Annotated in this window: 23 protein-coding genes; 16 read left to right on the forward strand and 7 right to left on the reverse strand. The window is 68.4% G+C overall.

The annotated features are described in order from the left end of the window. The first annotated feature begins 81 nt into the window (after positions 1 to 81). From KW83_RS03450 to KW83_RS03490, 9 genes are all read left to right on the forward strand, one after another. Positions 82 to 1,242, forward strand: coding sequence for an alpha-hydroxy acid oxidase (locus tag KW83_RS03450; RefSeq protein WP_235191348.1), 1,161 nt, complete (start codon positions 82 to 84; stop codon positions 1,240 to 1,242). A 54-nt stretch (positions 1,243 to 1,296) separates the two neighbouring features. Further along, positions 1,297 to 1,755: a MaoC family dehydratase gene (locus KW83_RS03455; protein ID WP_036174386.1), complete on the forward strand. Its 459-nt coding sequence runs from the start codon at positions 1,297 to 1,299 to the stop codon at positions 1,753 to 1,755. Positions 1,756 to 1,775: 20 nt separating this feature from the next. Further along, positions 1,776 to 2,951 (forward strand): acyl-CoA dehydrogenase family protein, encoded by a 1,176-nt coding sequence (locus KW83_RS03460; protein WP_051928203.1) that lies wholly within the window; start codon positions 1,776 to 1,778, stop codon positions 2,949 to 2,951. Positions 2,952 to 2,956: 5 nt separating this feature from the next. Beyond that, positions 2,957 to 3,802: an HpcH/HpaI aldolase/citrate lyase family protein gene (locus tag KW83_RS03465; protein ID WP_036174389.1), complete on the forward strand. Its 846-nt coding sequence runs from the start codon at positions 2,957 to 2,959 to the stop codon at positions 3,800 to 3,802. A 142-nt stretch (positions 3,803 to 3,944) separates the two neighbouring features. Continuing rightward, complete coding sequence (locus KW83_RS03470; protein WP_036174392.1) at positions 3,945 to 4,652, forward strand: ABC transporter permease; 708 nt, start codon at positions 3,945 to 3,947, stop codon at positions 4,650 to 4,652. Then, positions 4,645 to 5,358, forward strand: coding sequence for an ATP-binding cassette domain-containing protein (locus KW83_RS03475; protein WP_036174395.1), 714 nt, complete (start codon positions 4,645 to 4,647; stop codon positions 5,356 to 5,358). Before KW83_RS03470 ends, KW83_RS03475 begins: the two co-directional genes overlap by 8 nt. A gap of 10 nt (positions 5,359 to 5,368) precedes the next feature. Then, positions 5,369 to 6,184, forward strand: a complete 816-nt coding sequence (locus tag KW83_RS03480; RefSeq protein ID WP_036174398.1) for a substrate-binding domain-containing protein — start codon at positions 5,369 to 5,371, stop codon at positions 6,182 to 6,184. Then, a complete protein-coding gene (locus KW83_RS03485) occupies positions 6,181 to 7,053 on the forward strand; it encodes a helix-turn-helix transcriptional regulator (protein WP_036174401.1) in 873 nt (290 codons plus the stop codon). Before KW83_RS03480 ends, KW83_RS03485 begins: the two co-directional genes overlap by 4 nt. A gap of 71 nt (positions 7,054 to 7,124) precedes the next feature. Then, positions 7,125 to 8,153: an NAD-dependent epimerase/dehydratase family protein gene (locus KW83_RS03490; RefSeq protein WP_036174403.1), complete on the forward strand. Its 1,029-nt coding sequence runs from the start codon at positions 7,125 to 7,127 to the stop codon at positions 8,151 to 8,153. A gap of 197 nt (positions 8,154 to 8,350) precedes the next feature. On the opposite strand, the gene KW83_RS03495 is transcribed toward KW83_RS03490, so the two are convergent. Then, positions 8,351 to 9,664 carry an aspartate aminotransferase family protein gene (locus KW83_RS03495; protein WP_036174406.1) on the reverse strand — a complete coding sequence of 438 codons (1,314 nt, stop codon included), beginning with the start codon at positions 9,662 to 9,664 and terminating at the stop codon, positions 8,351 to 8,353. A 299-nt stretch (positions 9,665 to 9,963) separates the two neighbouring features. On the opposite strand from KW83_RS03495, the gene KW83_RS03500 reads away from it, so the two are divergent. From KW83_RS03500 to KW83_RS03530, 7 genes are all read left to right on the forward strand, one after another. Continuing rightward, a complete protein-coding gene (locus KW83_RS03500) occupies positions 9,964 to 11,532 on the forward strand; it encodes an ABC transporter substrate-binding protein (RefSeq protein ID WP_036174407.1) in 1,569 nt (522 codons plus the stop codon). A gap of 51 nt (positions 11,533 to 11,583) precedes the next feature. Next, positions 11,584 to 12,681 (forward strand): M24 family metallopeptidase, encoded by a 1,098-nt coding sequence (locus KW83_RS03505; RefSeq protein ID WP_036174408.1) that lies wholly within the window; start codon positions 11,584 to 11,586, stop codon positions 12,679 to 12,681. After that, positions 12,675 to 13,682: an ABC transporter permease subunit gene (locus tag KW83_RS03510; protein ID WP_036174409.1), complete on the forward strand. Its 1,008-nt coding sequence runs from the start codon at positions 12,675 to 12,677 to the stop codon at positions 13,680 to 13,682. The genes KW83_RS03505 and KW83_RS03510 overlap by 7 nt, the downstream gene beginning before the upstream one ends. 1 nt (position 13,683) lies before the next feature. Continuing rightward, positions 13,684 to 14,592, forward strand: coding sequence for an ABC transporter permease subunit (locus KW83_RS03515; protein ID WP_036174412.1), 909 nt, complete (start codon positions 13,684 to 13,686; stop codon positions 14,590 to 14,592). A 228-nt stretch (positions 14,593 to 14,820) separates the two neighbouring features. Further along, a complete protein-coding gene (locus KW83_RS03520; RefSeq protein ID WP_036174414.1) occupies positions 14,821 to 15,798 on the forward strand; it encodes an ABC transporter ATP-binding protein in 978 nt (325 codons plus the stop codon). After that, a complete protein-coding gene (locus KW83_RS03525) occupies positions 15,795 to 16,757 on the forward strand; it encodes an ABC transporter ATP-binding protein (RefSeq protein WP_036174417.1) in 963 nt (320 codons plus the stop codon). The genes KW83_RS03520 and KW83_RS03525 overlap by 4 nt, the downstream gene beginning before the upstream one ends. Before the next feature lie 160 nt (positions 16,758 to 16,917). After that, entirely contained in the window at positions 16,918 to 18,756 is a 1,839-nt protein-coding gene (locus KW83_RS03530) for a Hint domain-containing protein (RefSeq protein WP_051928205.1), read from the forward strand. Between the two features lie 64 nt (positions 18,757 to 18,820). Here KW83_RS03530 and KW83_RS03535 read toward each other — a convergent pair whose 3' ends face one another. The 6 genes from KW83_RS03535 to KW83_RS03560 all read right to left on the reverse strand — a co-directional run bounded on the left by KW83_RS03535 (position 18,821) and on the right by KW83_RS03560 (position 26,036). Then, positions 18,821 to 19,819: an oligopeptide/dipeptide ABC transporter ATP-binding protein gene (locus tag KW83_RS03535; RefSeq protein ID WP_036174420.1), complete on the reverse strand. Its 999-nt coding sequence runs from the start codon at positions 19,817 to 19,819 to the stop codon at positions 18,821 to 18,823. After that, positions 19,816 to 20,784: an oligopeptide/dipeptide ABC transporter ATP-binding protein gene (locus KW83_RS03540; protein WP_036174423.1), complete on the reverse strand. Its 969-nt coding sequence runs from the start codon at positions 20,782 to 20,784 to the stop codon at positions 19,816 to 19,818. The genes KW83_RS03535 and KW83_RS03540 overlap by 4 nt, the downstream gene beginning before the upstream one ends. Positions 20,785 to 20,880: 96 nt before the next feature. Then, positions 20,881 to 21,795, reverse strand: coding sequence for an ABC transporter permease subunit (locus KW83_RS03545; protein WP_036174426.1), 915 nt, complete (start codon positions 21,793 to 21,795; stop codon positions 20,881 to 20,883). A 1-nt stretch (position 21,796) separates the two neighbouring features. Next, positions 21,797 to 22,714 (reverse strand): oligopeptide ABC transporter permease OppB, encoded by a 918-nt coding sequence (gene oppB / locus KW83_RS03550; RefSeq protein WP_036174429.1) that lies wholly within the window; start codon positions 22,712 to 22,714, stop codon positions 21,797 to 21,799. 84 nt (positions 22,715 to 22,798) lie between these two features. Further along, positions 22,799 to 24,412, reverse strand: coding sequence for a peptide ABC transporter substrate-binding protein (locus KW83_RS03555; RefSeq protein WP_036174431.1), 1,614 nt, complete (start codon positions 24,410 to 24,412; stop codon positions 22,799 to 22,801). Between the two features lie 193 nt (positions 24,413 to 24,605). After that, the gene (locus KW83_RS03560) at positions 24,606 to 26,036 is read right to left on the reverse strand and encodes a xylulokinase (protein WP_036174434.1); all 1,431 of its coding nucleotides are present in this window, start codon (positions 26,034 to 26,036) and stop codon (positions 24,606 to 24,608) included. Positions 26,037 to 26,042 lie beyond the last annotated feature (6 nt).

Below are 26,042 nucleotides of genomic sequence, written 5' to 3' on the forward strand. Positions count from 1 at the left end.
GACCCGCCCGCGCCAGCGCCCGCACCGGTTGCGGCCCGCGCCTGCCCCGCTACATCCAGCCGGGACGAAAGGATCACCCCCATGCCGCTGCGCCTGCGCGACTGCCACAATTTCCACGATTTTCGTGACCTGGCAAAGCGCCGCCTGCCGGGGCCGATCTTCGACTACATCGACGGCGCAGCCGACGATGAGGTGACGCGGGCCCGCAACACCGCCGCCTTCGATGAGGTGGACCTGGTGCCCAACGTGCTGAGGGGCGTCGAGGCGGTGGACCTGACCACGCGGGTTCTGGGCCAGACGCTCGATCTGCCGGTCTATTGTTCGCCCACCGCGCTGCAGCGGCTCTTTCACCACGACGGAGAGCGTGCCACCGCCGCCGCCGCCGCGCGGTTCGGCACCATGTTCGGCGTTTCGTCCCTGGGCACAGTGTCGCTGGAGGAGGTTCGCAAGAAACACGCCACGCCGCAGGTCTACCAGTTCTATTTCCACAAGGACCGGGGGCTCAACCGCGCCATGATGGAGCGCGCCAAGGAGGCCGGGGTCGAGGTGATGATGCTGACCGTGGACAGCATCACCGGCGGCAACCGGGAGCGCGACAAGCGCACCGGCTTCTCGATCCCGTTCAAGCTGAACCTGAAGGGACTGTCCCAGTTCGTGATGAAGCCGCAGTGGGGGATCAACTACGTCACGCACGACTCCTTCTCGCTGCCGCAGCTCGACGGGCATGTGGACATGGGCGGCGGTGCGGCGTCGATCGGCCAGTATTTCACCGACATGCTGGACCCGTCGATGGACTGGGACGACGTGGCGCAGATGGTCGATTTCTGGGGCGGGCCGTTCTGCCTCAAGGGGATCATGGCGGCAGAGGATGCGGTCCGCGCGGCGGGGATCGGCTGCGCCGGTGTGGTGATCTCTAACCACGGCGGCCGGCAGCTCGACGGGTCCCGCGCGCCGTTCGACCAGCTGGAAGAGGTCGTTCAGGCCGCCGGCGACCGTCTGGACGTGATCCTCGATTCGGGCGTCACGCGGGGCACGCATGTCCTGAAGGCGCTGTCGCTGGGCGCCAAGGCGGTGGGGCTGGGGCGCTACTATCTGTTTCCGCTGGCCGCCGCCGGGCAGCCGGGGGTCGAACGCGCGCTGGACCTGATGCGCGATGAGCTCACGCGGGACATGCGGCTGATGGGCCGGACCCGGATCGACCAGTTGACGGCTGACAACCTGCGCGACCGGAGGCCGCACTGACGGCTTGCGCCGCGCGGCGACACGGCGTTCGATGCAGGCTGGGGAGGACACGACATGGCCGGACTGTGGTTCGAGGATTTCGACAACGGCATGGTCTTCGACCATGAATGGACCCGCACGATCACCGAGACCGACAATCGCTGGTTCTCTCTACTGACCATGAACCCGCAGCCGCTGCATATCGACGCCCATGCCGCCGCGCGGACCGAATTCGGGCGTCCCATCGTCAACTCGCTCTTCACGCTGGGCTGCATGGTGGGGATGAGCGTCCACGACACCACGCTGAACACCACCGTCGCCAACCTCGGCATGACGGACGTCAAGTTCCCCCATCCGCTGTTCGAGGGCGACACGATCCGCGTCCGCACCACAGTGCTGTCGAAACGCGACAGCGCGTCGCGGCCCGACGACGGCATCGTCACCTTCCGCCATGAGTGCTACAATCAGGACGATGTGTTGTGCGGCACCTGCGACCGCGCCGCCCTGATGAGGAAACGGCCCGGCACGGGCTGACCAACCCGAGGAATCTGCCCATGAACGCCGAGACCGGCTTTGCCACCGCCCACGACAGTCCCGTTCTCTTCGACGAGACCCACCGGATGCTGCGTGACCAGATCCGCCGCTTCGTCGCGGCGGAGATCACCCCCCACGGCGATGCCTGGGAGGCCGCGGGCGCCATCCCGCGCGACCTGATCCGCAAGATGGGCGATCTGGGGTTCCTGGGCATCCGTTATCCGGAGGCCATCGGCGGCTCGGAGATGGACGAACGCGCCACCGTCATCTGGGCGGAAGAGCTGGGACGCTCGACCTATTCGGGGGTGGCGATCTCGGCGCTGGTCCATACGGACATGGCGTCGATCCACATCTTCAACGCCGGAACGGAGGCGCAGAAGGAAAAGTGGCTGCCGAAATGCGTCACCGGAGAGACCCTGACCGCCATCGCCGTGTCCGAGCCGGGTGCCGGGTCCGACGTCAAGGGGATCTCGACCCGCGCGCGACGCGACGGGGACGACTGGGTGCTGAACGGTGCCAAGCTCTACATCACCAACGGCGTCAACGCCGATCTCTACTGCGTCGCGGCCAAGACCGACCCCGAGGCGCGGCCCAGCCAGTCGGTAACCATGTTCGTCGTCGAGAAGGACACGCCCGGCTTCACCGTGTCCCGCGCGCTCGACAAGCACGGCTGGCGCTGTTCCGACACGGCCGAGCTGTCGTTCGTCGATGCGCGCGTGCCGGCCGCGAACATGCTGGGCGCCCAGGGCCGCGGCTTCTACGAGATCATGAAGAACTTCCAGAACGAACGTCTGGTGATCGGCGCCATGGCCATGGGCGAATCCCAGGCCGCGCTGGAACTGACGGTGGCGTACCTCAAGGAGCGCAAGGCCTTCGGCGCGCCGTTGTGGGAGAAACAGGCGATCCGGCAGCGTCTGGCGATGCTGGCCGCCCGGGTCGAGGCCTGCCGGCAGATGATCTATTCCACCGCCGCGCGGGCCGCGGGCGGTGAGGATGTCGTGCGCGAGGTGTCGATGATCAAGGCGCTGGCGGGCGAGCTGGTGAACGAGGTCATGTACGATTGCGTCCAGTTCCACGGCGGCATGGGCTTCATGCGCGAGAGCACCATCGAGAGGATGTCCCGCGACGCGCGGGTGCAATCCATCGGCGGGGGTGCCACGGAGGTGATGCTGGAAGAGGTGGCGAAGCGGATGTGAACGGGATGGCTTACCGCTCCTGGCTGTTCGTTCCAGGCGACAGCATGGCCAAGATGGAAAAGGCCGCCGGGTCTGAGGCCGACGCGCTGATTCTCGACCTGGAGGATTCGGTCGCCGCCGGTGCCAAGCCCGCGGCGCGCGAGGCCGCGGCGGCCTTTCTGGGCCGGCCCGCGCCCATGGCGCGTTTCGTGCGGGTCAACGCGCTCGACACCGGGCTGGCCGAGGCGGACGTGGCCGCCGTCCAGCCCGCCCAGCCGGACGGCTACGTGCTGCCGAAATGTGCAGGCCCAGAGGATGTCGAGACTTTGGCCCGGCTCATCGACGCGGGCGGCACGGGCGGGCAGCCCATCCTGCCCATCGCGACCGAGACGCCCCGCGCGGTGCAGGCGCTGATGGCGCGCGACTGGACCCATCCCCGTCTGGTCGGCCTGTCCTGGGGCGCCGAAGACCTGGCCGCCGAGCTGGGGGCCTTGTCGAACAAGGACGCCAAGGGGCGCTTTCACTCGCCCTTCGTGCTGGCCCGCGACGCGATGCTCATGGCCGCCAGGGCCGCGGGCGTCCCGGCCATCGACACGGTCTATACCGATTTCCGCGACCCGGGCGGGCTGGACGCCGAAGCGCGCGCCGCGCTCGAGGTCGGCTTCGCCGGCAAGCTGGCCATCCACCCGGCACAATGCGCAACGATCAACCAGACCTTCACCCCGTCCGAAGACAGCCTTGCCTGGGCCCGGGCGGTCGTCGCGGCGATGGAGGCCGCCGGCGGCGGCGTGGCGCAGCTGCATGGACGGATGCTGGACCAGCCGCATCTGAAGCAGGCGCGCGCGCTTCTGGCACGGGCCGGCCGGGACTGATCCCCCGCAACCCGCGCGGGAAGGTCTGCATGATTTTGCAAAAGAACGTGGCGACGGACATCGCATCCGTTCCGGAACGCATTGCATCCGCTGGGATTGTCGCCCTATCCTGCTACGAACGGGCAGCTACGGGTGGTAAATCTTGCAGGATTTCGGCAGTTCCTTCGCCCTTGCGTTCCGGCTCGTGCTGTCCGGCGATGCGGACCTGATCGAGATCGTGCTTCTGTCCCTGCGGGTCAGCCTGAGCGCCGCCGCGCTGGCCTGCGCCATCGGCCTGCCGCTGGGCGCGCTGATCGCCGTGGCGCGGTTCCGCGGACGGGAGGCGCTGATCGTGGTCCTGAACGCGCTCATGGGGTTGCCGCCTGTGGTGGTGGGTCTGGTCGTCTACCTCCAGCTTTCGCGCGCCGGTCCGCTGGGCTTTCTGGGTCTGCTCTATACGCCCACCGCGATGATCCTGGCGCAGACCATCCTGATCGCGCCGATCGTCGCGGCGCTGTCGCGGCAGGTGCTCCAGGACATGCACGGCGAATACGACGAGCAGTTCCGGTCTCTCGCCCTCACAAGGGGAAGGGCCGTGCGCGCGCTTCTGTGGGATGCGCGCTTCGCGCTGGTGACCGTCGCGCTGGCAGGGTTCGGGCGCGCGGTGGCAGAGGTCGGGGCCGTCATCATCGTCGGCGGCAACATCGACCACCTGACGCGGGTGATGACCACCGCCATCGCGCTGGAAACGTCACAGGGCGACCTGTCGATGGCGCTGGCGCTGGGTATCGTGCTGATGGTCCTTGCGCTGGGGGTCAACGCGGTGGTGCAGACCGTGCAACTGTCCGCCGCCAGGCGATCCCATGGCTGAGCCTCCGCTTCTTCCGCTGACCCTGCGCGGCGTGCGGCTGTCCCGCGGCGGCGCCGACCGGCTTCATGGGGTGGATCTGGACCTGGCCCCCGGCGGATGCACGGTGGTGATGGGTCCGAACGGCGCCGGCAAGAGCCTGCTGCTGAAGGTTCTGCACGGGCTGGAGACGCCCGGCGCCGGACGCATCGACTGGAACGGACAGGCACCCGGCCCTGCCGTGACGCGCCGGCAGGCCATGGTTTTCCAGGCGCCGGTGCTTTTGCGCCGGTCGGTGGCCGCGAACCTGGATTTCGTGCTGCCCCGCCACGCCCAGGCCCGCCGCGACGACCTGCTGGCCCATGTCGGCCTGTCGGACAAGGCCGCGACGCCCGCCCGGCGGCTGTCGGGCGGCGAGCAGCAGCGCCTGGCGCTGGCCCGCGCCCTGGCGACGGAACCGGAGATCCTGTTTCTGGACGAACCGACCGCCAGCCTCGACCCCGCGGCCTGCCTGCAGATCGAACGGCTGGTGCTGAAGGCCCGTGCCGCCGGCACGCGGATCGTCTTTGTCACCCATAACGCAGGGCAAGCGCGGCGGCTGGCCGACGACGTGGTGTTCCTGCACCGCGGCCGGGTGGTCGAGCACAGTCCCGCCGCGCGCTTCTTTCCCACCCCCGCAACCCAGGCCGCCAAAGACCACATCGAAGGCCGCATCGTCCTTTCCCATTGAGGCACATACCATGACACCGATCCCCCTCATCGCCGCCGCGCTGATCGCCCTTGGCACCCCGGCCCTCGCCCAGACCCGGCCCATCGTGGTGCAATCCACGACCTCGACAGCCAATTCCGGGCTCTATGATGCGATCCTGCCGGCCTTCGAAGCCGAGACGGGCATCGATGTCCGCGTGGTCGCGGTGGGCACCGGACAGGCCATCGAGAACGCCCGAAACTGTGACGGCGACGTGCTGCTTGTCCACGCCAAGCCGGATGAAGAGGCCTTCGTGGCCGATGGTTACGGAACCTCCCGCACCGACTTGATGTATAACGATTTTGTCATCGTCGGCCCGGCGGACGACCCGGCGGGGCTGGCCGGCGCGGATGCCGCCGCCGCCCTGGCGCGGTTGGCCGGATCCGGCGCGCTCTTTGCGTCGCGCGGCGACGAGTCCGGCACCCACAAGGCAGAGATGGCGCTGTGGCAGGCGGCCGGGATCGACCCGTCCGAAGGGTCCGGCGACTGGTACCGCGAGACCGGGTCGGGCATGGGCGCGACCCTCAACGCCGCCGTCGGCATGGATGCCTACACGCTCACCGACCGGGCGACATGGGTCAGCTTCGCCAACCCGCAGTCCCACCGGATCTGGGTCGAGGGCGACCCCGCGCTCTTCAACCAGTACGGGGTGATCCCGGTGTCGCCCCGGGCCTGCCCGTCCGTCCACACGCAAGAGGCGCAGACCTTCGTCGACTGGCTGGTGTCGGCGGAAGGTCAGGCGGCCATCGCGGGGTTCGAGGTGAACGGCCAGCAGCTCTTTCACCCCAACGCGCCGGCGCCATCATGACCGCGCCCGACTACCTGACCGTGCCGGAACTGGCCCATCTGCTGCGCGTGAAAGAGCGCAAGGTGTACGATCTGGCCGCGTCCGGGACGGTGCCGTGCTCGCGCGCGACGGGCAAGCTGCTGTTCCCCGCCGACGCCGTGCGCGCCTGGATCGAGGCCGCCTCTTCCGGGCCGGGCGTCGCCCCCTCGGCGCGCCCCGCGGTGCTGCTGGGCAGCCACGATCCGCTGCTGGACTGGGCGCTGCGGCAGTCCCGGGCCGGGCTCGCCAGCTATCTCGACGGCAGCCGAGACGGGCTGGCGCGGTTCCGCGCCCGGGAGGGGGTCGCCGCCGGGCTGCACCTGCTGGACCCGGAAACGGGCACCTGGAACGTCTGGGCCGCGCAAGAGACCTGCGGCGACGGAAACGCGGCGCTGATCCATGTCGCGCGCCGCCAGCGCGGGCTGATCCTGGGGCGCGACGAAACGGGCGTGTCGGGCGTCGCCGACCTTGCGGGCCGCCGCGTCGTCCCGCGGCAGGCCGGATCGGGGGCGCAGATCCTCTGGCAGGTAGAAGCGGAACGCGCGGGGCTGACGGCGGACGACCTGCCCGCCACCCCGGTCGCACGGAGCGAGGCCGACGCCGCCGAGGCGGTGGCCGACGGGCGCGCCGACGCGGCCTTCGGCCTTGCCGCGTTGGCGCGGCGCTACGGGCTGGGGTTCGTCCCGGTGATCGAGGAGCGGTTCGACCTGCTGGTGGACCGCGCCGCGTGGTTCGATCCGCCGCTCCAGCGCCTGATGGACTTCTGCCGCGGCGCGGAGTTCCGCGCGATGGCCTCCTCCCTTTCGGGGTATGACCTGACCTATTCGGGGCAGGTTGTCTGGAACGCCTGAACCAACTGCGCACTGGACCCCCGGCCGGCAATCCGCGACGTCAGGGCAGGAATTTCTACCTGGAGTCTTCCATGACCGACGCATCCGCCCTGCCCCGCGTCCTTGTCACCGGCAGCGCCGGCTTCATCGGCTATCATCTGTCACGCCTGCTGCTGGAGCGTGGCCACGCCGTCCACGGCTTCGACGGGATGACCAGCTACTACGACGTCGCGCTGAAGACCCGGCGCAACCAGATGCTGCACCAGAACCCGGGCTTTTCCTTCACGGAGGGGATGCTGGAGGATGCGGGGACGGTCATGGCGACCGCAGAGGCGTTCCGCCCCGACGTGATCGTGCACCTCGCCGCCCAGGCGGGCGTGCGCTACAGCCTGGAGAACCCGCGCGCCTATATCGAGTCCAACGTGATCGGCACGTTCAACGTCATGGAGGCCGCGCGGGAGCTGGGCGTCCGGCATCTGATGATGGCCTCGACCTCCTCCGTCTACGGCGCGAACGAGGACATGCCCTTTGCGGAAACCGATAAGGCGGACACGCAGCTGACCATCTACGCCGCGACCAAGAAGGCGAACGAATCGATGGGCCACTCCTATGCCCATCTGTGGGGCCTGCCGGTGACGATGTTTCGCTTCTTCACGGTCTACGGACCCTGGGGACGTCCGGACATGGCGCTGTTCAAGTTCTGCGACGCGATCCTGGAGGGGCGGCCGCTGGACATCTACAACCGCGGAGAGATGTACCGCGACTTTACCTACGTGGACGATCTGGTGACCGGCATCGCCGACCTGATGCACGCAATTCCGGAGCGGCCCGCCGACGGCGCCGTGCCGGAGGGCGACAGCCTGTCCCCGGTCGCGCCCTTCCGGGTGGTCAACATCGGCAACTCGCAGAAGGTGAAGCTGCTGGATTTCGTCGAGGCGATCGAAGAGGCCACCGGCCGAGAGGCGATCCGCAACTACATGGAGATGCAGAAGGGCGACGTCACGGCCACCTGGGCGGACACGTCGCTTCTGCAGACCCTGACCGGCGCCATCCCCGCGACCGACTACCGAGAGGGCGTGCGCCGCTTCGTGGCCTGGTTCCGCGACTACTACGGCAAGTAGCCCGCGCCGGTCCGGTCCAGCGGCCTGTTGCCGCCGGTGCCGCGCCGCTCGCGGCGGCGGCGGACTGCGCCACATGTCCGTCGGGGCCGGAGGCTCCGGCACCGTCTAGGGCACTGCACAAGGCGCGGCGTCTCACGCCCAGATGATCGCGAAGGGTGCGGGCGGAACGCGTCGGCCATGTCCCTGCCGTTCCTTGGTCAGTCGAGCGCCGACAGGACCTCATGCAGCGTCTCGCCGATACGCTCGATCTCATGCTTTTCGATGATCAGCGGCGGCGACAGGGCGATGATGTCGCCGGTGGTCCGGATCATCACCCCGCGGTCGAAGGCGTCCAGAAAGGCCTGGAACGCGCGCCGGGTGGGCTGGCCCGCGATGGGCTCCAGCTCTATGGCGCCGATCAGGCCCATGTTGCGGATGTCGATCACGTGGCGCGTGTCCGCCAGGCCATGGAGCATGTCCCCCCAGTAGCCTTCCAATTCCAGCGCGCGCGCGAACAGCCCCTCCTCGCGGTAGGTGTCGAGGGTCGCGATGGCGCAGGCGCAGGCCACCGGATTGCCGGAATAGGTATAGCCGTGGAACAGCTCGATCAGGTGCTCGGGTCCGTGCATGAAGGCGTCGTGGATCTGGCCGCTCGCGATCACCGCACCCATGGGGATGGTGCCGTTGGTCAGCCCCTTCGCCGTGGTGATGAGATCCGGCGTCACGCCGAACCGGTCTGCGGCAAAACTCGCGCCCAGCCGTCCGAAGGCGGTGATCACCTCATCGAAGATCAGCAGGATGCCGTGTTTCGCCGTGATCTCGCGCAGCCGCTCCAGATAGCCCTTGGGCGGCAGCAGCACGCCGGTCGAGCCCGCCATCGGCTCCACGATCACGGCGGCCACCGTTTCGGCGCCGTGGAGCGCGATGATCCGCTCCAGATCCTCTGCCAGATGGGCGCCGTGGGCGGGCTGACCACGGGTATGGGCGTTTTCGGGAATATGGGTATGGGGCAGGTGATCGACGCCGGGCACCAGCGGGCCGAAGACACGGCGGTTGTTGACGATTCCGCCGACGGAGATGCCGCCGAAGTTCACCCCGTGGTAGCCCCGCTCACGGCCGATCAGACGGGTGCGGCCGCCCTCTCCCCGGGTCTTGTGGTAGGCCAGCGCGATCTTCAGCGCGGTCTCGACCGATTCGGACCCGGAATTGGTGAAAAAGACATGGTCCAACCCCTCTGGGGCCAGCTGGGCCAGACGGCCGGCCAGCTCGAACGCCGCCGGGTGGCCCATCTGGAAGGCGGGCGCGTAGTCCAGCGCCGCGACCTGCGCCTGCACCGCCTCCACGATGCGCGGCCGGCAGTGGCCGGCGTTCACGCACCAGAGCCCGGCGGTCCCGTCCAGGATGTCGCGCCCGTCGTCGGAGCGGTAGTACATGCCCGCGGCGCCGGTCAGCATCCGCGGGGCGGACTTGAACTGGCGATTGGCCGTGAACGGCATCCAGAAGGCGCTGAGGTCGTTGGGAACCACGTTCATCGGGAGACTCCGCCAGTTGGGTCGAACCGCAGACAGGCATGATCCGCCACACGGCCCGCGTCAATCGTTCTGGGCAGGAAAACGCGCCGCGCGACCGCGCCGTTCCCGGCCGCCTTCGCCGGACGGACGATCGCAGCGGCGCCAATTTCGCGCCCTCCGCCGCCCGGGGCCGACCAACTCTTCAGTACCTGACGAAATTACCGTCACGCAGGCACTGGACCCTGCCCGGCGGGATTGCCAAACTCCGCCTACCAAAGTCGGGCATCGCGATCCGGCAAACCATCAACAGGGAGACATCCATGACCCTCCGCACCATCCTTGCGGCCTCTGCCCTGGCGCTTGCCGCCGCGGGCGCCGCCCACGCGCAGCAGACGCTTGTCTATTGTTCCGAAGGCAGCCCCGAAGGCTTCGACCCGGCACTCTACACCGCCGGCACCACGTTCGACGCCTCCAGCCACACGGTCTACAACCAGCTTGCCGAGTTCAAGACCGGCACGACGGAGGTCGAGCCCGGCCTGGCCGAAAGCTGGGAGGTGTCGGAGGACGGCATGTCGGTGACGTTCAAGCTGCGCCCCGGCGTGCAGTTTCATTCCAACGACATGTTCACGCCCAGCCGCGAGCTGAACGCCGACGATGTGATCTACAGCTTCGAGCGGCAGAACGGCGAGGGGTCGTGGGAATATTTCAACGCCATGTCGATGCCCGACCTCATCGAATCGATCGAGAAGGTCGACGACATGACGGTGCGGTTCAACCTGACCCGCCCGGAGGCGCCGTTCATCGCCAACATGGCGATGGATTTCGCCTCTATCGTGTCGAAGGAATACGCCGACGCGATGGAGGCGGCCGGAACGCCCGAAATGCTGAACCAGCAGCCCATCGGGACCGGTCCGTTCGTGTTCGAGGATTACCAGACCGACGCCGTGATCCGCTATTCCAAGAACGAAAACTACTGGAAGGAGGATGAGCCGAAGGTCGACAATCTGGTCTTTGCGATCACGCCCGACGCCAGCGTACGGCTCCAGCGCCTCCAGGCCGGCGAGTGTCACGTGATGCCCTATCCGAACCCCGCGGACATCGACTCGATCAAGGCGAATCCGGATCTGGACCTGCTCCAGCAGGAAGGCCTGAACGTCGGCTATCTGGCCTACAACACCACGCAGGCGCCCTTCGACGATCCGAAAGTGCGCAAGGCCCTGAACATGGCGATCGACAAGGACGCCATCATCGAGGTGATCTTCGGCGGTCAGGCCGAGAAGGCGAAGAACCCGATTCCGCCCACCATGTGGTCCTACAACGAGAGCATCGAGGACGATCCCTACGATCCCGAGGCGGCGAAGAAGATGCTGGAGGAGGCCGGCGTTTCGGACCTGTCCATGAAGATCTGGGCGATGCCGGTCCAGCGCCCCTACAACCCCAACGCGCGCCGCATGGCCGAGCTGATCCAGGAGGATTTCTCCGAGATCGGCGTGGACGTGGAAATCGTGTCCTACGAATGGGGCGAGTATCTTGAGCGGTCCAAGGCCGAGGACCGCGACGGCGCGGTGCTGCTGGGCTGGACGGGCGACAACGGCGATCCGGACAACTTCCTGGCCGTGCTTCTGGGCTGCGACGCCGTGGGCGGGTCGAACCGCGCGCAATGGTGCAACGAGGAGTTCGACAGCCTGGTGCAGGAGGCCAAGACCCTGACCGATCAGGACGCGCGCGCGGCCAACTACGAAGAGGCGCAGGTGATCTTCAAGGACCAGGCGCCCTGGGCCACCATCGCCCATTCGGTGGTGTTCATGCCGGTCCGCTCCGAGGTTGAGGGCTATATCATCAACCCGCTGGGCGGGCACCTCTTCGACACCGTGTCGTTGGCCGAATAGGCCGGTCACGGGTCCGGGCGCACATCCCGCGCCCGGACCGTTTTCCGTTCCATGACAGACAGATTCGCAGAATATCGCGCGCTGGCCGAGGCGCTGGGTGTGGACGCCGTGGCCCTTGTGCCGGGCCCGAACTTCGCGCGGCTCATGCGCCACGAGTTCCACACCAACGAACGCCCCCTCGTCGTCGTCATCCCGGTGGACGGGCCGCCTGCCGCGGTGGTTCCGAACCTGGAGCTGGGGTCCTGGGCGGCGCTTGGCTTCGAGGGCGAGACCTTCGACTGGCGCGACCAGACCGGCCACGACGCCGCCTTCGCGGCCCTGGCGGCGCACCTGCCGCTCCGGTCGGTCGCGGTCGAGGGGCAGGTGATGCGCGTGTTCGTCCACCACGCGCTGCGCAACGCCTACGGCACGCTCGACATCCGCGACCATGAGGCCGGGATCGGCGCGCTCCGTGTCGTCAAGACGCCGGAGGAGCTCGCGGCACTGGAGCGCGCCGTGGCCATTTCCGAGGCGGCGCTCGAAGAGGTGCTGCACGACACCGCGCCCGGCCAGACAGAGACCCAGGTGCAGTCGCGGCTGCTGGGCGCGCTCTTTGCCCAAGGCGCCGAGGGGCTGGCATTCGGCCCCATCGTCGCGGCGGGCGACAACTCCGCCCGTCCCCACGCCCACGCCCGTCCCGACTACCGGATCGGGCCCGGCGACGCGCTCTTGCTGGATTTCGGTGCGCGCTGGGGCGGTTTCTGCGCCGACATCACCCGCACCGTCTTCGTGGGCGACCCGTCGGCGGAGGCGCGTGAGGTCTATGACACGGTCCTGCGCGCCAATGCCGCCGGCCACGCCGCCACCCGGCCCGGCGCCACCGCCCATGACATCGACGACGCGGCGACGTCCGTGCTGGAGGACTCTCCCTTCGCGGACCGCATCCGCACCAAGACCGGGCATGGCCTGGGTCGAGATGTTCACGAAGCGCCCTACATCATGCGGGGCAACCGGTTCGTCCTTCCACCCGGCTGCGTCTTCACGAACGAGCCTGGCCTGTACGCGCCCGGCGGCTTCGGCGTCAGGATCGAGGACGACCTGCTCGTCACCGACACGGCAAGCCGGTCGCTGACCACCTTTCCCAGGGAATTGCGGGTGATCCGATGCTGAAATTCTTTCTCTCTCGGCTGGCGACCTTCGTTCCGACCTTCATCGGGGTCACGCTGATCTCCTTCGCGTTCATCCGCGTCCTGCCGGGCGATCCGATCGTCGTCATGGCCGGCGAGCGCGGCGTATCGGCGGAGCGCTATGAGGAACTGCGCAGCCAGTACGGATTCGACCAGCCGCTCTGGGTGCAGTTCTGGGAGTATTTCACGGGGGTCCTTCAGGGCGACCTGGGCGAGAGCTTCATCACCAACCGGCCCGTGTGGGACGAGTTCTTCTCGCTCTTTCCCGCGACCATGGAGCTGTCGATCGTGGCCATCATCATCGCCACGGCTCTGGGCCTGCCGGCGGGGGTGATCGCCGCAGTGAACCGCGGCAAGTTCTTCGACCGCGCGCTCATGTCCACGGCGCTGATCGGATATTCCATGCCGATCTTCTGGTGGGCGTTGCTCCTGATCATCGTGTTCTCCGGCAATCTGGGCTGGACGCCGGTCTCGGGGCGTATCGGGTTGCTCTACTACTTCGACGACGTGACCGGGTTCATGCTGATCGACAGTCTGCTGTCGGGGCAGAAGGGTGCGTTCACCAGCGCCGTCAGCCACCTCATCCTGCCCTCCATCGTGCTGGCGACGATCCCTCTGGCGGTGATCGCGCGGCAAACCCGCTCGGCCATGCTGGAGGTGCTGTCGGAGGATTACATCCGCACCGCCCGCGCCAAGGGACTGTCGCCGGGCCGGGTCAACGGACTCCATGCGCTGAGAAACGCCATGATCCCGGTCATCACGGTGATCGGGCTCAGCGTCGGCACGCTGCTGGCCGGCGCGATCCTGACCGAGACGATCTTTTCCTGGCCCGGCATCGGCAAGTGGATGGTCGATTCGATCTTCCGGCGCGATTATCCGGTCGTGCAGGGCGGGCTGCTGATGATCGCCGTGATCGTGATGATCGTGAACCTGACCGTCGATCTGCTCTACGGTCTCATCAACCCAAAGATCAGAAAGCGCTGACATGGCCGATGCGTCCGCCCAGACCGGCAAGCAGATGATCGGCACCCGTCCGTCGCGGCTGCGCGACTTCTGGAATTCCTTCCGGGAAAACCGCGGCGCGGTGATCGGCCTGTATGTCTTCCTCGCGTTTTTGCTGGTCGCCGTCTTCGCGCCGCTGATCGCCCCCTACTCGCCCTCTGCCCAGTTCCGCGACGCGATCCTGCAACCGCCCGTCTGGCAGGACGGCGGCACCTGGCAGTTTGCCCTGGGCACGGATGCGGTGGGCCGCGACATGCTCAGCCGGCTGATCCACGGGGCGCGGTTCTCGTTCTTCGTGGGCATCGTCGTGGTGGTCGTCGCGGTGACCGGAGGCGTCATCATCGGCCTCATCGCGGGCTTCGCGCCCAGCTGGCTCGACGCGCTCATCATGCGGCTCATGGACATCATCCTGGCGTTTCCGTCGCTGCTGCTGGCGCTGGTGCTGGTGGCGGTACTTGGCCCCACGCTGCTGAATGCGATGATCGCCATCGCGCTGGTGCTTCAGCCCCATTACGTGCGACTGACCCGTGCCAGCGTCATGTCCGAACGCTCCAAGGATTACGTCACCGCCAGCCGCGTGGCCGGCGCCGGGCGCCTCAGGCTCATGTTCATCACCGTGCTGCCCAATTGCCTGGCGCCGATCATCGTGCAGGCGGCGCTGAGCTTCTCCACGGCCATCCTGGACGCCGCCGCCCTGGGCTTTCTAGGCATGGGCGCGCAGCCGCCCACGCCCGAATGGGGCACCATGCTGGCCGACGCCCGGGAATTCGTGCTGCGCGCCTGGTGGGTCGTGACCTTTCCCGGCATCGCCATCCTGGTCACCGTGCTGGCCATCAACCTGATGGGCGACGGCCTGCGCGACGCGCTGGACCCGAAACTGAAACGGAGCTGACCCCATGCCGTACGCTCTGACCCGGCCCCCGCCCCCCATGTTCGGGCATGTCCCCGGCGGTTGCCCGCCCCGTGTCGCCGACCGACAGGGTCCAGGGCTTTCAGGCGCTGTCGCACTCCGGGGCCGCCGGATCGGGCGCGCGCAATATCGTGGGCTTTTCGTATCGCACATTCGGTGGTCGGCCGGTGGTGATCGTGCGCGTCCCCACATCGGTCAAAGGGTGAAACGATGCCGCTTTTGACCATTCGCAACCTTTCCGTCACCTTCGCCACGGCCCAGGGTCCGTTCCGTGCCGTGGACAAGGTGGACGTGGACGTGAACCCCGGTGAGATCCTGGCCATCGTCGGCGAAAGCGGTTCCGGCAAGTCGGTGTCGATGCTGGCTGTCATGGGCCTGCTGCCCTGGACGGCGACCGTCACGGCGGATGAGATGACCTTCGACGGGCGCGACCTGCGCGCCCTGTCGGGACCGGCGCGGCGCAGGATCGTCGGCAACCAGCTGGCGATGATCTTTCAAGAGCCGATGTCATCGCTGAACCCGTGCTTCACCGTGGGTTTCCAGATCCGCGAGGCGCTGAAAAAGCACACCGACATGGACAAGGCGGCCCGCCAGGCGCGTTGCGTGGAACTGTTCGAGATGGTCGGCATCCCCGCGCCCGAACGACGGCTGAAGGCCTTTCCGCACCAGCTTTCGGGCGGCATGAACCAGCGGGTGATGATCGCCATGGCCATCGCCTGCAAACCGCGCCTGCTGATCGCGGACGAGCCGACGACCGCGCTGGACGTGACCATCCAGGCGCAGATCCTGGATCTGCTGACCGCCCTCCAGCAAGAGACCGGGATGGGCCTCATCCTTATCACCCACGACATGGGCGTGGTCGCGGAGACGGCGGAACGCGTGGCGGTGCAGTACGCGGGCCAGAAGGTGGAGGATCAAGAGGTGCAGGCTCTTTTCGACACGCCGCACCATCCCTACACGGCTGCGTTGCTGGCCGCCCTGCCCGAGCGGGCGACCGAACGCCGCCTGCCCACCATTCCGGGGGTCGTGCCGGGCCAGCACGACCGCCCTGCCGGCTGCCTCTTCAGCCCGCGCTGCCGGTATGCAGACGATGTGTGCCGCGGGACGGAGCCGCCCGTCCAGCCGGACGCTCTGGGCCGGGCGCGCTGCCACTACCCGCTCCACGCCCCGCAGGAGGCGCAGGCATGAGCGCCGCGGGACCCGTGATCGAAGCCCGCGACCTGGGCCGGGACTACGAGGTCGGCGGCGGCCTGTTCCGCGATCCCGGCATCGTGCGCGCCGTGGCGGGCACCAGTTTTTCGGTGGAGGCCGGCAAGACCCTGGCCGTGGTCGGCGAATCGGGCTGCGGCAAGTCCACGCTGGCGCGGCTCGTGACGATGATCGAAGAGCCCACATCGGGGTCTTTCGCCATCGCCGGCACGGAGGTGACGCCGGACCGCTGGGCGGAGCTCAGGACAGATGTGCAGATCGTGTTCCAGGATCCCTACGGTTCGCTGAACCTGCGCCAGAAGGTCGGGCAGATCCTGGAGGAACCGCTGAAGATCAACCGCCCCAGGATGACCGCCAAGGAACGGCGCGCCAAGGGGCTGGAGATGATGCGCCTCGTGAACCTGCGCGAAGAGCACTACGACCGCTATCCGCACATGTTCTCGGGCGGTCAGCGGCAGCGGATCGCCGTGGGGCGCGCGCTGATGCTGGAGCCGAAGCTGCTGGTTCTGGACGAGCCCGTGTCGGCGCTGGACCTGTCGATCCAGAGCCAGATCCTGAACCTTCTCAACGACCTGCAGGAACGTCTCGATCTGGCCTATCTGTTCATCAGCCACGATCTCAGCGTCGTGCGCCACGTGGCCGACGACATCCTGGTGATGTACCTGGGCCGCCCGGTCGAGTTCGGCCCCAAGGACGAGATCTTCGACGCCCCGCGCCACCCCTATACCAAGGCGCTGATCTCGGCGACGCCCTCTGCCGATCCTGCGCAGCGGCGGGAACGGATCAAGCTGGTGGGCGAACTGCCCTCTCCGCTTGCGGCGCCGCCGGGCTGCCCCTTCGCGCCCCGCTGCTGGAAGGCCCGGGACCGCTGCCGCGATGAGCGGCCGGCGATGGAGGGCGAGCCGCATCCCGCGGCGTGCTTTTTCCCGGAGGCCTGATGCGTTCGGCAAGGCCGCGCCGCCTCTCCGCCGGCCCGATCCCGCCTGGATTGCGCTTTCCAAGTGACAAACCCGCGCGGATGGCCGGTTGCGCCTTGCCAACCGGCCCCTTCGGCACCCAAAGATTTCAAACGAATTTTATGCAACCTGGGGTGCATCTATGGCCACCATCAATGGAACCAACGGCAACGACTCCCTGATCGGTACGGATGACGCCGACACGATCTCGGGCCGGGGTGGCGACGACACCCTGGAAGGGTTGCAAGGCGCCGATGTCATGGACGGCGGCGACGGCGACGACAGGATCGACGGCGGCGGCGGGGACGACACGATCGACGGCGGCCGCGGCGCCGACGAAATCTCCGGCCGGGACGGTGACGACAGCATCAGGGGCGGAGGCGGCAACGACAGCCTCGATGGAGGCGCGGGCAACGACACGATCGACGGCGGCGCCAACCGCGACACGATCGACGGCGGCGACGGGGACGATCTGCTGCTCGGCGGCGGCAGCGCGAACACGGTGCGCGGCGGTGCCGGCAACGACACGCTGATCGGCGGAAGCGGAAGCGACGTCCTGCGCGGCGGCGACGACGACGACTCCATCGAAGGGGGCCGCGGCGACGACAGCGTGGACGGCGGCGCCGGCAACGACACGATCGTCACCGAAGGCGGCGAGAACGATATCGACGGCGGTTCGGGCGACGATACCGTGACCGCCTCCGGCGACGGCGACACGACGATCCGCGGCGGCGACGGTGCCGATGTGATCCGGGTCTCGACCGGTTCGGGAACGTCCGCGGACATCTTCGGCGAAGACGGCGACGATGAGATCACCAGCGGCGCCAGCACCGACGACGTCACGGGCGGCGCCGGCAACGACACGATCGACCTGGGGGCCGGGCGGGACGTGGCCGATGGCGGTGCCGGCGACGACAGGATCTTCGGTGGCGACGGCGGCGACCGGCTGCGCGGCGGCGACGGCGGGGATCTGATCGACGGCGGTTCGGGCGACGATACGCTCACCGGGGACGACGGGTTCGATACGTTCGCGCCGTCCACCGGCAACGACACGATCCTGGACTTCAACACCGGCACCGGTCAGGTCATCGACGACGGAGACCAGGCCAACAACGATTTCCTGGACCTGTCGGCCTATTACGACAGCATCTTCGACGTCCGCGAAGATCTCGGCGACGACAACCGCCTGAACCAGTCCAACACCGAGACCGCCGATTACGCGGATAACGCGGCCTTGCCCGGCACGATCCTGCTGAGCGGCGTGTCGGGGTCGGAGCTGACCTTCGACAACGTGAACGTGATGTGCTTCACGCCGGGCGCCTCGATCCTGACACCCGACGGCCGGCGGCCTGTCGAACGGCTCCGGGCGGGGGACGCGGTCATGACGCTCGACCACGGCGCGCAGGCGGTCGCCTGGACCGGCTGGAGCCGGATCGCGGCCGGGATCCTGCTGGCCGAACCGCGTCTCCGCCCGATCCGGATCCGCGCGGGCGCCCTGGGCCACGGCCTGCCGGTGCGGGACCTCATCGTGTCGCCCCAGCACCGGATGCTTCTCGCGTCGCCGATCGTGCGGCGGATGTTCGCCCGGGACGAGGTTCTTGTCCCGGCCCTGCGGCTGGTCGGCCTGCCGGGCATCACACGATGCGACACCCCCGGGCCGGTGGACTACGTGCATTTGCTGATGGCGTGCCATGAGATCGTCTTCGCCGATGGCGCCCCGGCGGAGACGCTGCTCCCCGGGCCGATGGCCCTGGCGGCGCTGGAGGGTCCAGCCCGTGCGGATCTGCTGGCGCTGCGCCCGGACCTTGCGGCACCCCGGGCGGCGCCCGTACCGGCGCGGCCGATCCCCTCCGGTCAGGCGGCACGGCAGCTTGTCGCCCGCCACGGCAGGAACGCCCGCCCGCTGCTGGAGAGCTTCCTTGCCGCCCGCGCCGCCGTGCCTGCCGGGCGGCGCGACCCGCAACCCATGTGCGCCGTCTGATCCGGCCCCCCGGCGGATCAGCCGGTGTGGACCGCGCGCCCCCCGGACGGGTCGCGCGGTCCGGTCAGCCCGTCTCGACCTCCCGGACGGGACCGGGATACAGACAGGCGGTGCGGTGCGGTCCGGTGCCGGGATCGGGCACGGTTTCCGCGCAATCGGGCTTGCCGCGGCGACAGCGGGTGCGGAACACGCAGCCCGACGGCGGCGACATGGGAGACGGCAGGTCGCCCTCCAGCGCGATGATCTTCTTGGCGCGCTCGGCCACGGGATCCGGGATCGGCACCGCGGACAGGAGCGCCTGCGTATAGGGATGCTGCGGATCGGCGTAGAGCCGCGCCTTGGGCGCCTTTTCCATGACCCGGCCCAGATAGAGGACCATCACCTCGTCCGCGATGTGCTTTACCACGCTGAGGTCGTGGGCGATGAAGATCATCGCCAGCCCCATGTCGCGCTGCAGGTCCTTCAGCAGATCGACCACCTGGGCCTGGATCGACACGTCCAGCGCCGACACCGGCTCGTCGCAGATCAGCAGCTTCGGCTCCATCACCAGCGCCCGGGCGATGCCGATGCGCTGGCACTGGCCGCCGGAGAACTCATGCGGGTAGCGGCTGATCATCTGCGGCAGAAGGCCGACGCGCTCCATCATCCCGGCGACGCGGGTCCGCCGCTCGGCGCCGGAAAGGTCCGGGCGGTGGGTTCTCAGCGGCTCACCGATGATCTGGCCCAGCGTCATGCGCGGATTGAGCGACGCCAGCGGATCCTGGAACACCATCTGGATCCGGGAGCGGTAGCGCAGCATCTGCCGCGACGACAGCGCCAGCAGGTCGGTGCCGTCCTGCCAGAGCGCCCGGCCGGTGGAGGGCACCATCCGGATCAGACCGCGGGCGAGCGTGGACTTGCCGCAACCCGACTCGCCCACCACGCCCAAGGTCTGGCCCGGTTCCAAGTCGAAGCTCACCCCGTTGACGGCGCGCAGCAGGCGCGGCGCGGTCCAGGGCATGTCGCCGCCGCGGGTGATGCGGAAGGTCACGCAGAGATCGCGGACCGACAGCAGCGGGCTCATGGCGCGACCTCCGCGACGGGGCGGCGGCAGGCGCGGGCGCGGTTCCGGTCGAACGGCTCCAGCGGCGGCATCCTGAGGCAGTCGTCGCCGGCGAAGTCGCAGCGCGGGCGGAACGGGCAGCCCGGCGGCGGGTCGGCCATGTCGGGCGGCGCGCCGGGGATCGCCCGCATCTTCGCGTCCGCATCGTCCACGCGCGGGACGGCGGCCAGAAGGCCCCGGGTATAGGGATGCGTGGGCCTGGCGAAAAGCGGGTCGGTCGGCCCCTCTTCCATGACGCGGCCGCCGTAGAGCACGACGACGCGTTCGCAGAACCCCGCCACGACGCCCAGATCGTGGGTGATGAGAATCGTGGCCATGCCGAACTCTTTCTGCAGGTCGTCCAGCAGGTCCATGATCTGCGCCTGCACCGTGACGTCGAGCGCGGTGGTCGGTTCATCGGCCACCAGCAGGTCCGGCTGGCACAAAAGCGCCATGGCGATCATCACGCGCTGACGCATGCCGCCCGAAAACTCGTGCGGATAGAGGCGGATGCGGTCCCGGGCCGAGGGGATGCGCACGGCGTCGAGCATCCGCACCGCCTCTGACACCGCCTCTCGCTTGCCCATGCCGCGATGCAGGGTCAGCACCTCCGCCATCTGGTCGGAAATCCGCATGTAGGGGTTGAGCGACGTCATCGGATCCTGGAACACGATCGCCATGCGGTCGGCGCGCAGGCGGTTCATCTCCTTCGTCGTCGCGCCCAGGATCTCCTGACCGTCGAACCGGACGGAGCCGGAGGCCCGCCCGTTCCGGGCCAAAAGGCCCAGAAGCGCGAAGGCGGTCTGCGACTTGCCCGATCCGCTCTCGCCGACGATGCCCAGGGTCTCTCCCTTTTCCACCGACAGCGACAGGTTCGAGACCGCGTGCACCGGCCCGTCGTCGGTGTCGAAGGTGACGGAGAGATCGGTAATCTCAAGGAGCGCCATCAGCGGGCCCCGCGGTTGGTCATGGGTCTGCGCCGGAACCGTTCCGCCACGGCGATACTGCGGGCCGCCGCCGCGAGGGTCGCCGGACAGGCCATCTCACCGATCCTTCGGATCGAGCGCGTCGCGCAGGCCGTCGCCGACGAAGAAGAAACCGAACAGCGTCAGCACGAAGAACAGAAGCGGAAAGCCAAGCTGCCAGGTGGTGCCATAGGCGATGGTCCCCGCACCTTCGGAAATCAGCGCGCCCAGCGACGTCATCGGCTCCTGCACCCCGAGCCCGAGAAAGGAGATGAAACTCTCGGTCAGGATCATCAGCGGCACCAGCAGCGTGGCATAGACGGCGATGACCCCCAGAAGGTTCGGCACGATGTGGCGGGCGATGATGACCGGGGTTGAGACGCCCGTGGCCTGCGCCGCCTCGACGAAATCGCGGCCCTTCAGGCTGAGGGTCTGGCCGCGGACGATGCGCGCCATCTCCATCCAGGAGATCAGGCCGACGCCGATGAACAGGATGGTGATCGAGCGGCCGTACATCACCAGCAGAAGGATCAGCACGAACATGTAGGGCACGGCCATGAAGATATCGACGAGGCGCATCATGACGCTGTCGATGCGCCCGCCCAGGTATCCCGCGGTCGCCCCGTACACCGTGCCGACGACGCAGGCGATGAGCGCGCCGATGACACCCACGGCCAGGCTGATCTGGGTGCCCTGCACGGTGCGCGCGAAGAGGTCGCGGCCCAGGTCGTCGGTGCCGAAATAGTGGCCGTTCTCAAGCGACGGGCCGCCCAGCTGGGCCGCCTGCCCCATGACGTTGTAGTCCAGCTCCTCGTTCGACCATTGCGCCAGAAGTCCCCCGAAGACCGCGAAAAGCGCCACGAAGACCAGGATCGCCAGACCCAGCATCGCCGCCTTGTTGCGCAGGAACCGCCGCCGCGCGTCAGCCCAGAGCGAGCGGCCCTTTTTCGGCGCGACATCCGTGGCGGTGGTCTGTTCGGCGGTCGAAACCATGTCAGTACCGGATCTTGGGGTCGATCCACGCATAGGCGAGATCGACCACGAGGTTGAAGAAGATGGTCAGCGCGCCCATCAGGATCGTGACCCCCATCATCACCGCGTAGTCGCGGTTCAGCGCCGAATCGACGAAGGCCTTTCCGATTCCGCCGGTGGAGAAATAGATGTCCACCACGACGGAACCGGTGATCATGCCCACGAAGGCCGGCCCGAGGTAGGAGATCACCGGCAGCAGCGCCGGCTTCAGCGCATGGCGCAGGATCACCCGGTGCTCCGGCAGCCCCTTGGCGCGCGCGGTGCGGATGTGGTTTTGCGTCAGCACCTCCAGCATCGACGACCGGGTGATCCGCGCGATCGAGGCCATGAAGGACGTGGACAGCGCGACGACCGGCAGGATCCAGTATTCCGGCCCCTGCCAGCCGCCGCCCGGCAGCCATCCCAGCCACAGCGTGAACACCAGCACCAGGATCGGCGCCATGACGAAGTTCGGCAGCACCTGCGCGCCGATGGAGACGCCCACGGCCGCGTAGTCCAGCGCCGAGTTGTGGCGGACCGCGGCGGCGATCCCGAGGCTCACCCCGACGACCACCGCGACCGCGAAGGACAACAGCCCGTAGGTCAGGGTGACAGGAAAGCCCTGGGCGATGATCTCGTTCACGGTGCGGTCCTTGTAGATGAAGGACGGTCCGAAATCGAAGCCGGTGACGACGTTCCAGACATAGGTGAGGATCTGCTTCCACAGCGGATCGTCCAGACCGTATTTGGCGTTGAGGTTCGCCAGCACCTGGGGCGGCAACTCGCGCTCGGCGGTGAACGGGCCGCCGGGTGCGGCATGCATCAGCAGGAACGACACCACGATCAGCAGCAGCAGCGTCGGGATGGCGACGGCCAGTCGTTTGAGCGTGTAGGTGAGCATGGGCGGCTCCGCGGCACACGGGATCGTCAAGATGGACGTCGGGATCGGGACCGACCCGCGGGGGGGCCGGCCCGGCGCGTCAGGTCATTCCGCGACGCGGTACATGTCCTTGCCGTACCACGTGTTGTTGACGTTGTTCTGCGGCAGGCCGCGGATGTCCTCGGCGATCATGTCCACGTTGGCGTAGTGGTAGATCGGGATGATCGGCATCTGGTCGGCCAGGATCAGCTCGGCCTCCTGGTAGAACGGCAGCGGATCCTCTGCCGTCTTGCTGTCCCGCATCACCTGGTCGTACTCGTCGTTGAAGAACTCGCCGTTGTTGTGGCCGGAATACGATGTGAACAGGTCCAGATAGGTGGACGCCTCATTGTAGTCGCCGCACCAGGCGTAGCGGGCCAGGTCGAACTCCTGGTTCTGCATCCGATCCGTGTGGACCTTCCATTCGTAGTTATCGAGCGTGAGGTTCACGCCGATGCCCTTGAGCATCTGGCTGGCGGCGATGGCGATCTTCTTGTGATCGTCCGAGGTGTTGTACTGCAGATTCAGGTTCAGCGGATTGTCGGGGCCGTATCCGGCCTCTTCCAGCAGCTCCCGGGCCTTGGTCAGGCGCTCTTCCTGGGACCAGCCGGCGTATTCGATATCCGGCCGCTCGAAGCCCGCGACCGCCCAGTGGGTCCAGTTGTAGGCCGCCCGCTGACCGCCCTGCAGGATCCGGTCCACCACGATGTCGCGGTCGATGGCGTAGGACAGCGCCTTGCGGACCCTGACATCCTTGAGCGCCTCCGGCCCCTTTTCGCCCACGTTCATCATGTAGATGTACGAGCAGTTGTAGGGGGTCGAGACCGCCTGTTCGGGATACTCCTCCTTCAGGCGCGGATACTGACCGGCGGGAATGTCCACGCGGTCCAGCTCACTGGCAAGGTAGCGCGTCAGCCCCTGGTTCACGTCGTTGATGGTCAGCGCCACGATCCGGGTCAGCACGGTGTTGTCGCTGTCCCAGTAGGTGTCGTTCTTCTCCATCACCACCCGCTCGCCCAGCGTGTGCTCTGTCAGGGTATAGGCGCCGTTGCCGACCAGGGTGCCGGCGTCGGTCCAGTCGTCGCCGTTCTCCTCGACCACCGATTGCAGCACCGGAAAGGTCGAGCCGTGGACCAGCATCTGCGGGAAATAGGGCAGCGGCGTGGTGATCCGGACTTCCAGCGTATGGTCGTCCACCGCGGTGATGCCCAGCCGGTCGGGCGGCATCTCTCCGGCGATGACCTCCGGCGCGTTCTCGACCTGCATCAGCTCCATGTACCAGGCATATTCGGAGGCTGTCGCCGGGTCGGCCAGGCGGCGCCAGGCATAGACGAAGTCCTTGGCGGTCACCGGCTCTCCGTTCGACCACTTGGCGTCGTCCCGCAGCGTGAAGGTGTAGGTCAGACCGTCCTCTGACACCTTGTGATCCGTGGCGACGCCAGGGACAAGCTGGCCGTCGCCGTCCTCGTTATAGAGGCCCTCGAACAGGTTGCGCAGCACGTCGGAGCCTTCGACGTCGGTGTTGATCTGCGGGTCCATGGACTTGATCGCATCGAGCAACCAGAACGTGTAGGTCTGGTCCTCGGCAAGGGCCGTGCCCTCCGGCACGGTCGCGGCATGGGCCTGAAAGGCGATGGACAGGGCCAGCGCGGACGCGGCAAGCTTGAAGGTCTGTCTCATGGTCGGGTCTCCCGTCGGGTTCACAGGGCGCGCCTGGGGCGCGGTCATCCGGTGATTGATCCAGATAGCACGCAGGGCGTGCAAGACTTGACCTCAGGTAAATATTCCGCCGCAGCGCGATCCCGCGCCCGATGCGCAGCGGACGGGCCGTGTCCTGCCCATCTGCCGGGACGTTCCGCAACTGCGGGATGGTTCAGAGGTCCGCCAGGGGCCACGCGCGGCGGTACCGGTCGCGCAACGCCGCCATCGCCGCGGCGCGTGCGGGATCCGGCGCGACGGGCCGCGTGGCGGGCGCGGTCAGCACGTCCGCGGGATCGATCCCGTCGCCCAGCATCGCCAGCCGCACAGCACCCAGCGCCGAGCCGCCGGCCGCACCGTCCGCCACGGCGATCTTCCGTCCCAGGGCGGTGGCAAGGATCGTGAGCCACAGGGCAGAGCGGGTGCCGCCGCCGATCACCGTGGGGGTGGCGACCGGCCCGCCCCTGGCCAGCGCGTCATGGGCCTCTGCCAGTGACAGGCAGATCCCCTCTACCATCGCCTGCATCAGGTCCAGAGGTCCGGTGTCCCGGCCCAGCCCCAGGACCATCGCGCGGGCGTCCGGCGCGGGCACGGGGCTGCGCGTGCCGTCGAGGCAGGGCAGCGCCAGCACCCGCCCCGGACCGCCCCACCCCCGTGCGGCCAGCGCCTCCAGCGCGGTGGCGGTGGTCTGCCCGGTCACCCCGGCCGCCCAGTCGAGCGCCGAGCCCGCGTTCAGGATCGCGCCCATGCGGTAGAACCGGCCCGGCAACGCATGGGCGAAATGGTGCAGCCCAGGATCGGCGGGCGGCACGTAGCCCTCCGCCCCCGCGATGCAGAGCGCGCCGGTCCCCAGGGAGATCATCGCGTGGCGCATGTCGGTGCAGCCCACGGCCAGGGCGCCAGCGGGGGTGTCCGCGGCCCCCGTGACGACCGGCACGCACGGAAGGTCCAGGGCCTCTGCGGCCGCACGCCTCAGCCGCCCGGCCACCGTGGCGGACCCCGCGATCGGCGGCAGCGCCGAGGGGTCCAGACCCACGGCGGCGGCCATGGTGTCGCTCCACCTCCCCTGCCCCTGGTCGTAGAGCTGGGTGCCCGCGGCATCGGACGGGTCGGTGGCCGCGTCCCCGGTCAGCCAAAGGCGCAAATGATCCTTGGGCAGCAGGACGGTCGCGATCGCGGCGTGGATGGCGGGCTCCGCGCCCCTCAGCCAGTGCAGCTTGGCCGCGGTGAAGGACGGCATCGGCCCCACCCCGGTGATCGCCAGCGTGTCCCGCGGCGCGGCGCCGGCCCAGCCGCCGCCCCGTGCGTCGTTCCACAGGATCGCCGGCCGCAGCGGCCGGTCGTCCGCGCCCAGCGCCAGAAGCCCGTGCATCTGCCCCGACAGCCCGATGGCGCGCAGGTCGGTGCGGATCGCGGGCGCGCGCGCCGCCACCTCGCGCACAGCCGCGCGCGTCGCCGTCACCCAGACCGCCGGATCCTGCTCCGACAGGCCCGGCGCGGGCACATCGGCGCGGTAGTCCGCACGCGCTTCGGCCAGCACGCGCTGATCGGCGCCGCACAGCAGCGCCTTCAGCCCGGACGTGCCAAGATCGAGCCCCAAATACATCTCCGC

This window comes from Palleronia rufa (genome assembly GCF_000743715.1).
Lineage (GTDB): Bacteria > Pseudomonadota > Alphaproteobacteria > Rhodobacterales > Rhodobacteraceae > Palleronia > Palleronia rufa.

Bases quoted from the DNA above. Each gene is read 5' to 3' on its own strand.
- KW83_RS03555 (WP_036174431.1), bottom strand. From the start codon at position 24,412: ATGAGACAGACCTTCAAGCTTGCCGCGTCCGCGCTGGCCCTGTCCATC.
- KW83_RS03480 (WP_036174398.1), top strand. From the start codon at position 5,369: ATGACACCGATCCCCCTCATCGCCGCCGCGCTGATCGCCCTTGGCACC.
- KW83_RS03545 (WP_036174426.1), bottom strand. From the start codon at position 21,795: ATGGTTTCGACCGCCGAACAGACCACCGCCACGGATGTCGCGCCGAAA.
- KW83_RS03540 (WP_036174423.1), bottom strand. From the start codon at position 20,784: ATGGCGCTCCTTGAGATTACCGATCTCTCCGTCACCTTCGACACCGAC.
- KW83_RS03515 (WP_036174412.1), top strand. From the start codon at position 13,684: ATGGCCGATGCGTCCGCCCAGACCGGCAAGCAGATGATCGGCACCCGT.
- KW83_RS03490 (WP_036174403.1), top strand. From the start codon at position 7,125: ATGACCGACGCATCCGCCCTGCCCCGCGTCCTTGTCACCGGCAGCGCC.
- KW83_RS03520 (WP_036174414.1), top strand. From the start codon at position 14,821: ATGCCGCTTTTGACCATTCGCAACCTTTCCGTCACCTTCGCCACGGCC.
- KW83_RS03460 (WP_051928203.1), top strand. From the start codon at position 1,776: ATGAACGCCGAGACCGGCTTTGCCACCGCCCACGACAGTCCCGTTCTC.
- KW83_RS03535 (WP_036174420.1), bottom strand. From the start codon at position 19,819: ATGAGCCCGCTGCTGTCGGTCCGCGATCTCTGCGTGACCTTCCGCATC.
- KW83_RS03560 (WP_036174434.1), bottom strand. From the start codon at position 26,036: ATGTATTTGGGGCTCGATCTTGGCACGTCCGGGCTGAAGGCGCTGCTG.
- KW83_RS03500 (WP_036174407.1), top strand. From the start codon at position 9,964: ATGACCCTCCGCACCATCCTTGCGGCCTCTGCCCTGGCGCTTGCCGCC.
- KW83_RS03450 (WP_235191348.1), top strand. From the start codon at position 82: ATGCCGCTGCGCCTGCGCGACTGCCACAATTTCCACGATTTTCGTGAC.
- KW83_RS03475 (WP_036174395.1), top strand. From the start codon at position 4,645: ATGGCTGAGCCTCCGCTTCTTCCGCTGACCCTGCGCGGCGTGCGGCTG.
- KW83_RS03510 (WP_036174409.1), top strand. From the start codon at position 12,675: ATGCTGAAATTCTTTCTCTCTCGGCTGGCGACCTTCGTTCCGACCTTC.
- KW83_RS03465 (WP_036174389.1), top strand. From the start codon at position 2,957: ATGGCTTACCGCTCCTGGCTGTTCGTTCCAGGCGACAGCATGGCCAAG.
- KW83_RS03485 (WP_036174401.1), top strand. From the start codon at position 6,181: ATGACCGCGCCCGACTACCTGACCGTGCCGGAACTGGCCCATCTGCTG.
- KW83_RS03525 (WP_036174417.1), top strand. From the start codon at position 15,795: ATGAGCGCCGCGGGACCCGTGATCGAAGCCCGCGACCTGGGCCGGGAC.
- KW83_RS03495 (WP_036174406.1), bottom strand. From the start codon at position 9,664: ATGAACGTGGTTCCCAACGACCTCAGCGCCTTCTGGATGCCGTTCACG.
- oppB (WP_036174429.1), bottom strand. From the start codon at position 22,714: ATGCTCACCTACACGCTCAAACGACTGGCCGTCGCCATCCCGACGCTG.
- KW83_RS03530 (WP_051928205.1), top strand. From the start codon at position 16,918: ATGGCCACCATCAATGGAACCAACGGCAACGACTCCCTGATCGGTACG.
- KW83_RS03505 (WP_036174408.1), top strand. From the start codon at position 11,584: ATGACAGACAGATTCGCAGAATATCGCGCGCTGGCCGAGGCGCTGGGT.
- KW83_RS03455 (WP_036174386.1), top strand. From the start codon at position 1,297: ATGGCCGGACTGTGGTTCGAGGATTTCGACAACGGCATGGTCTTCGAC.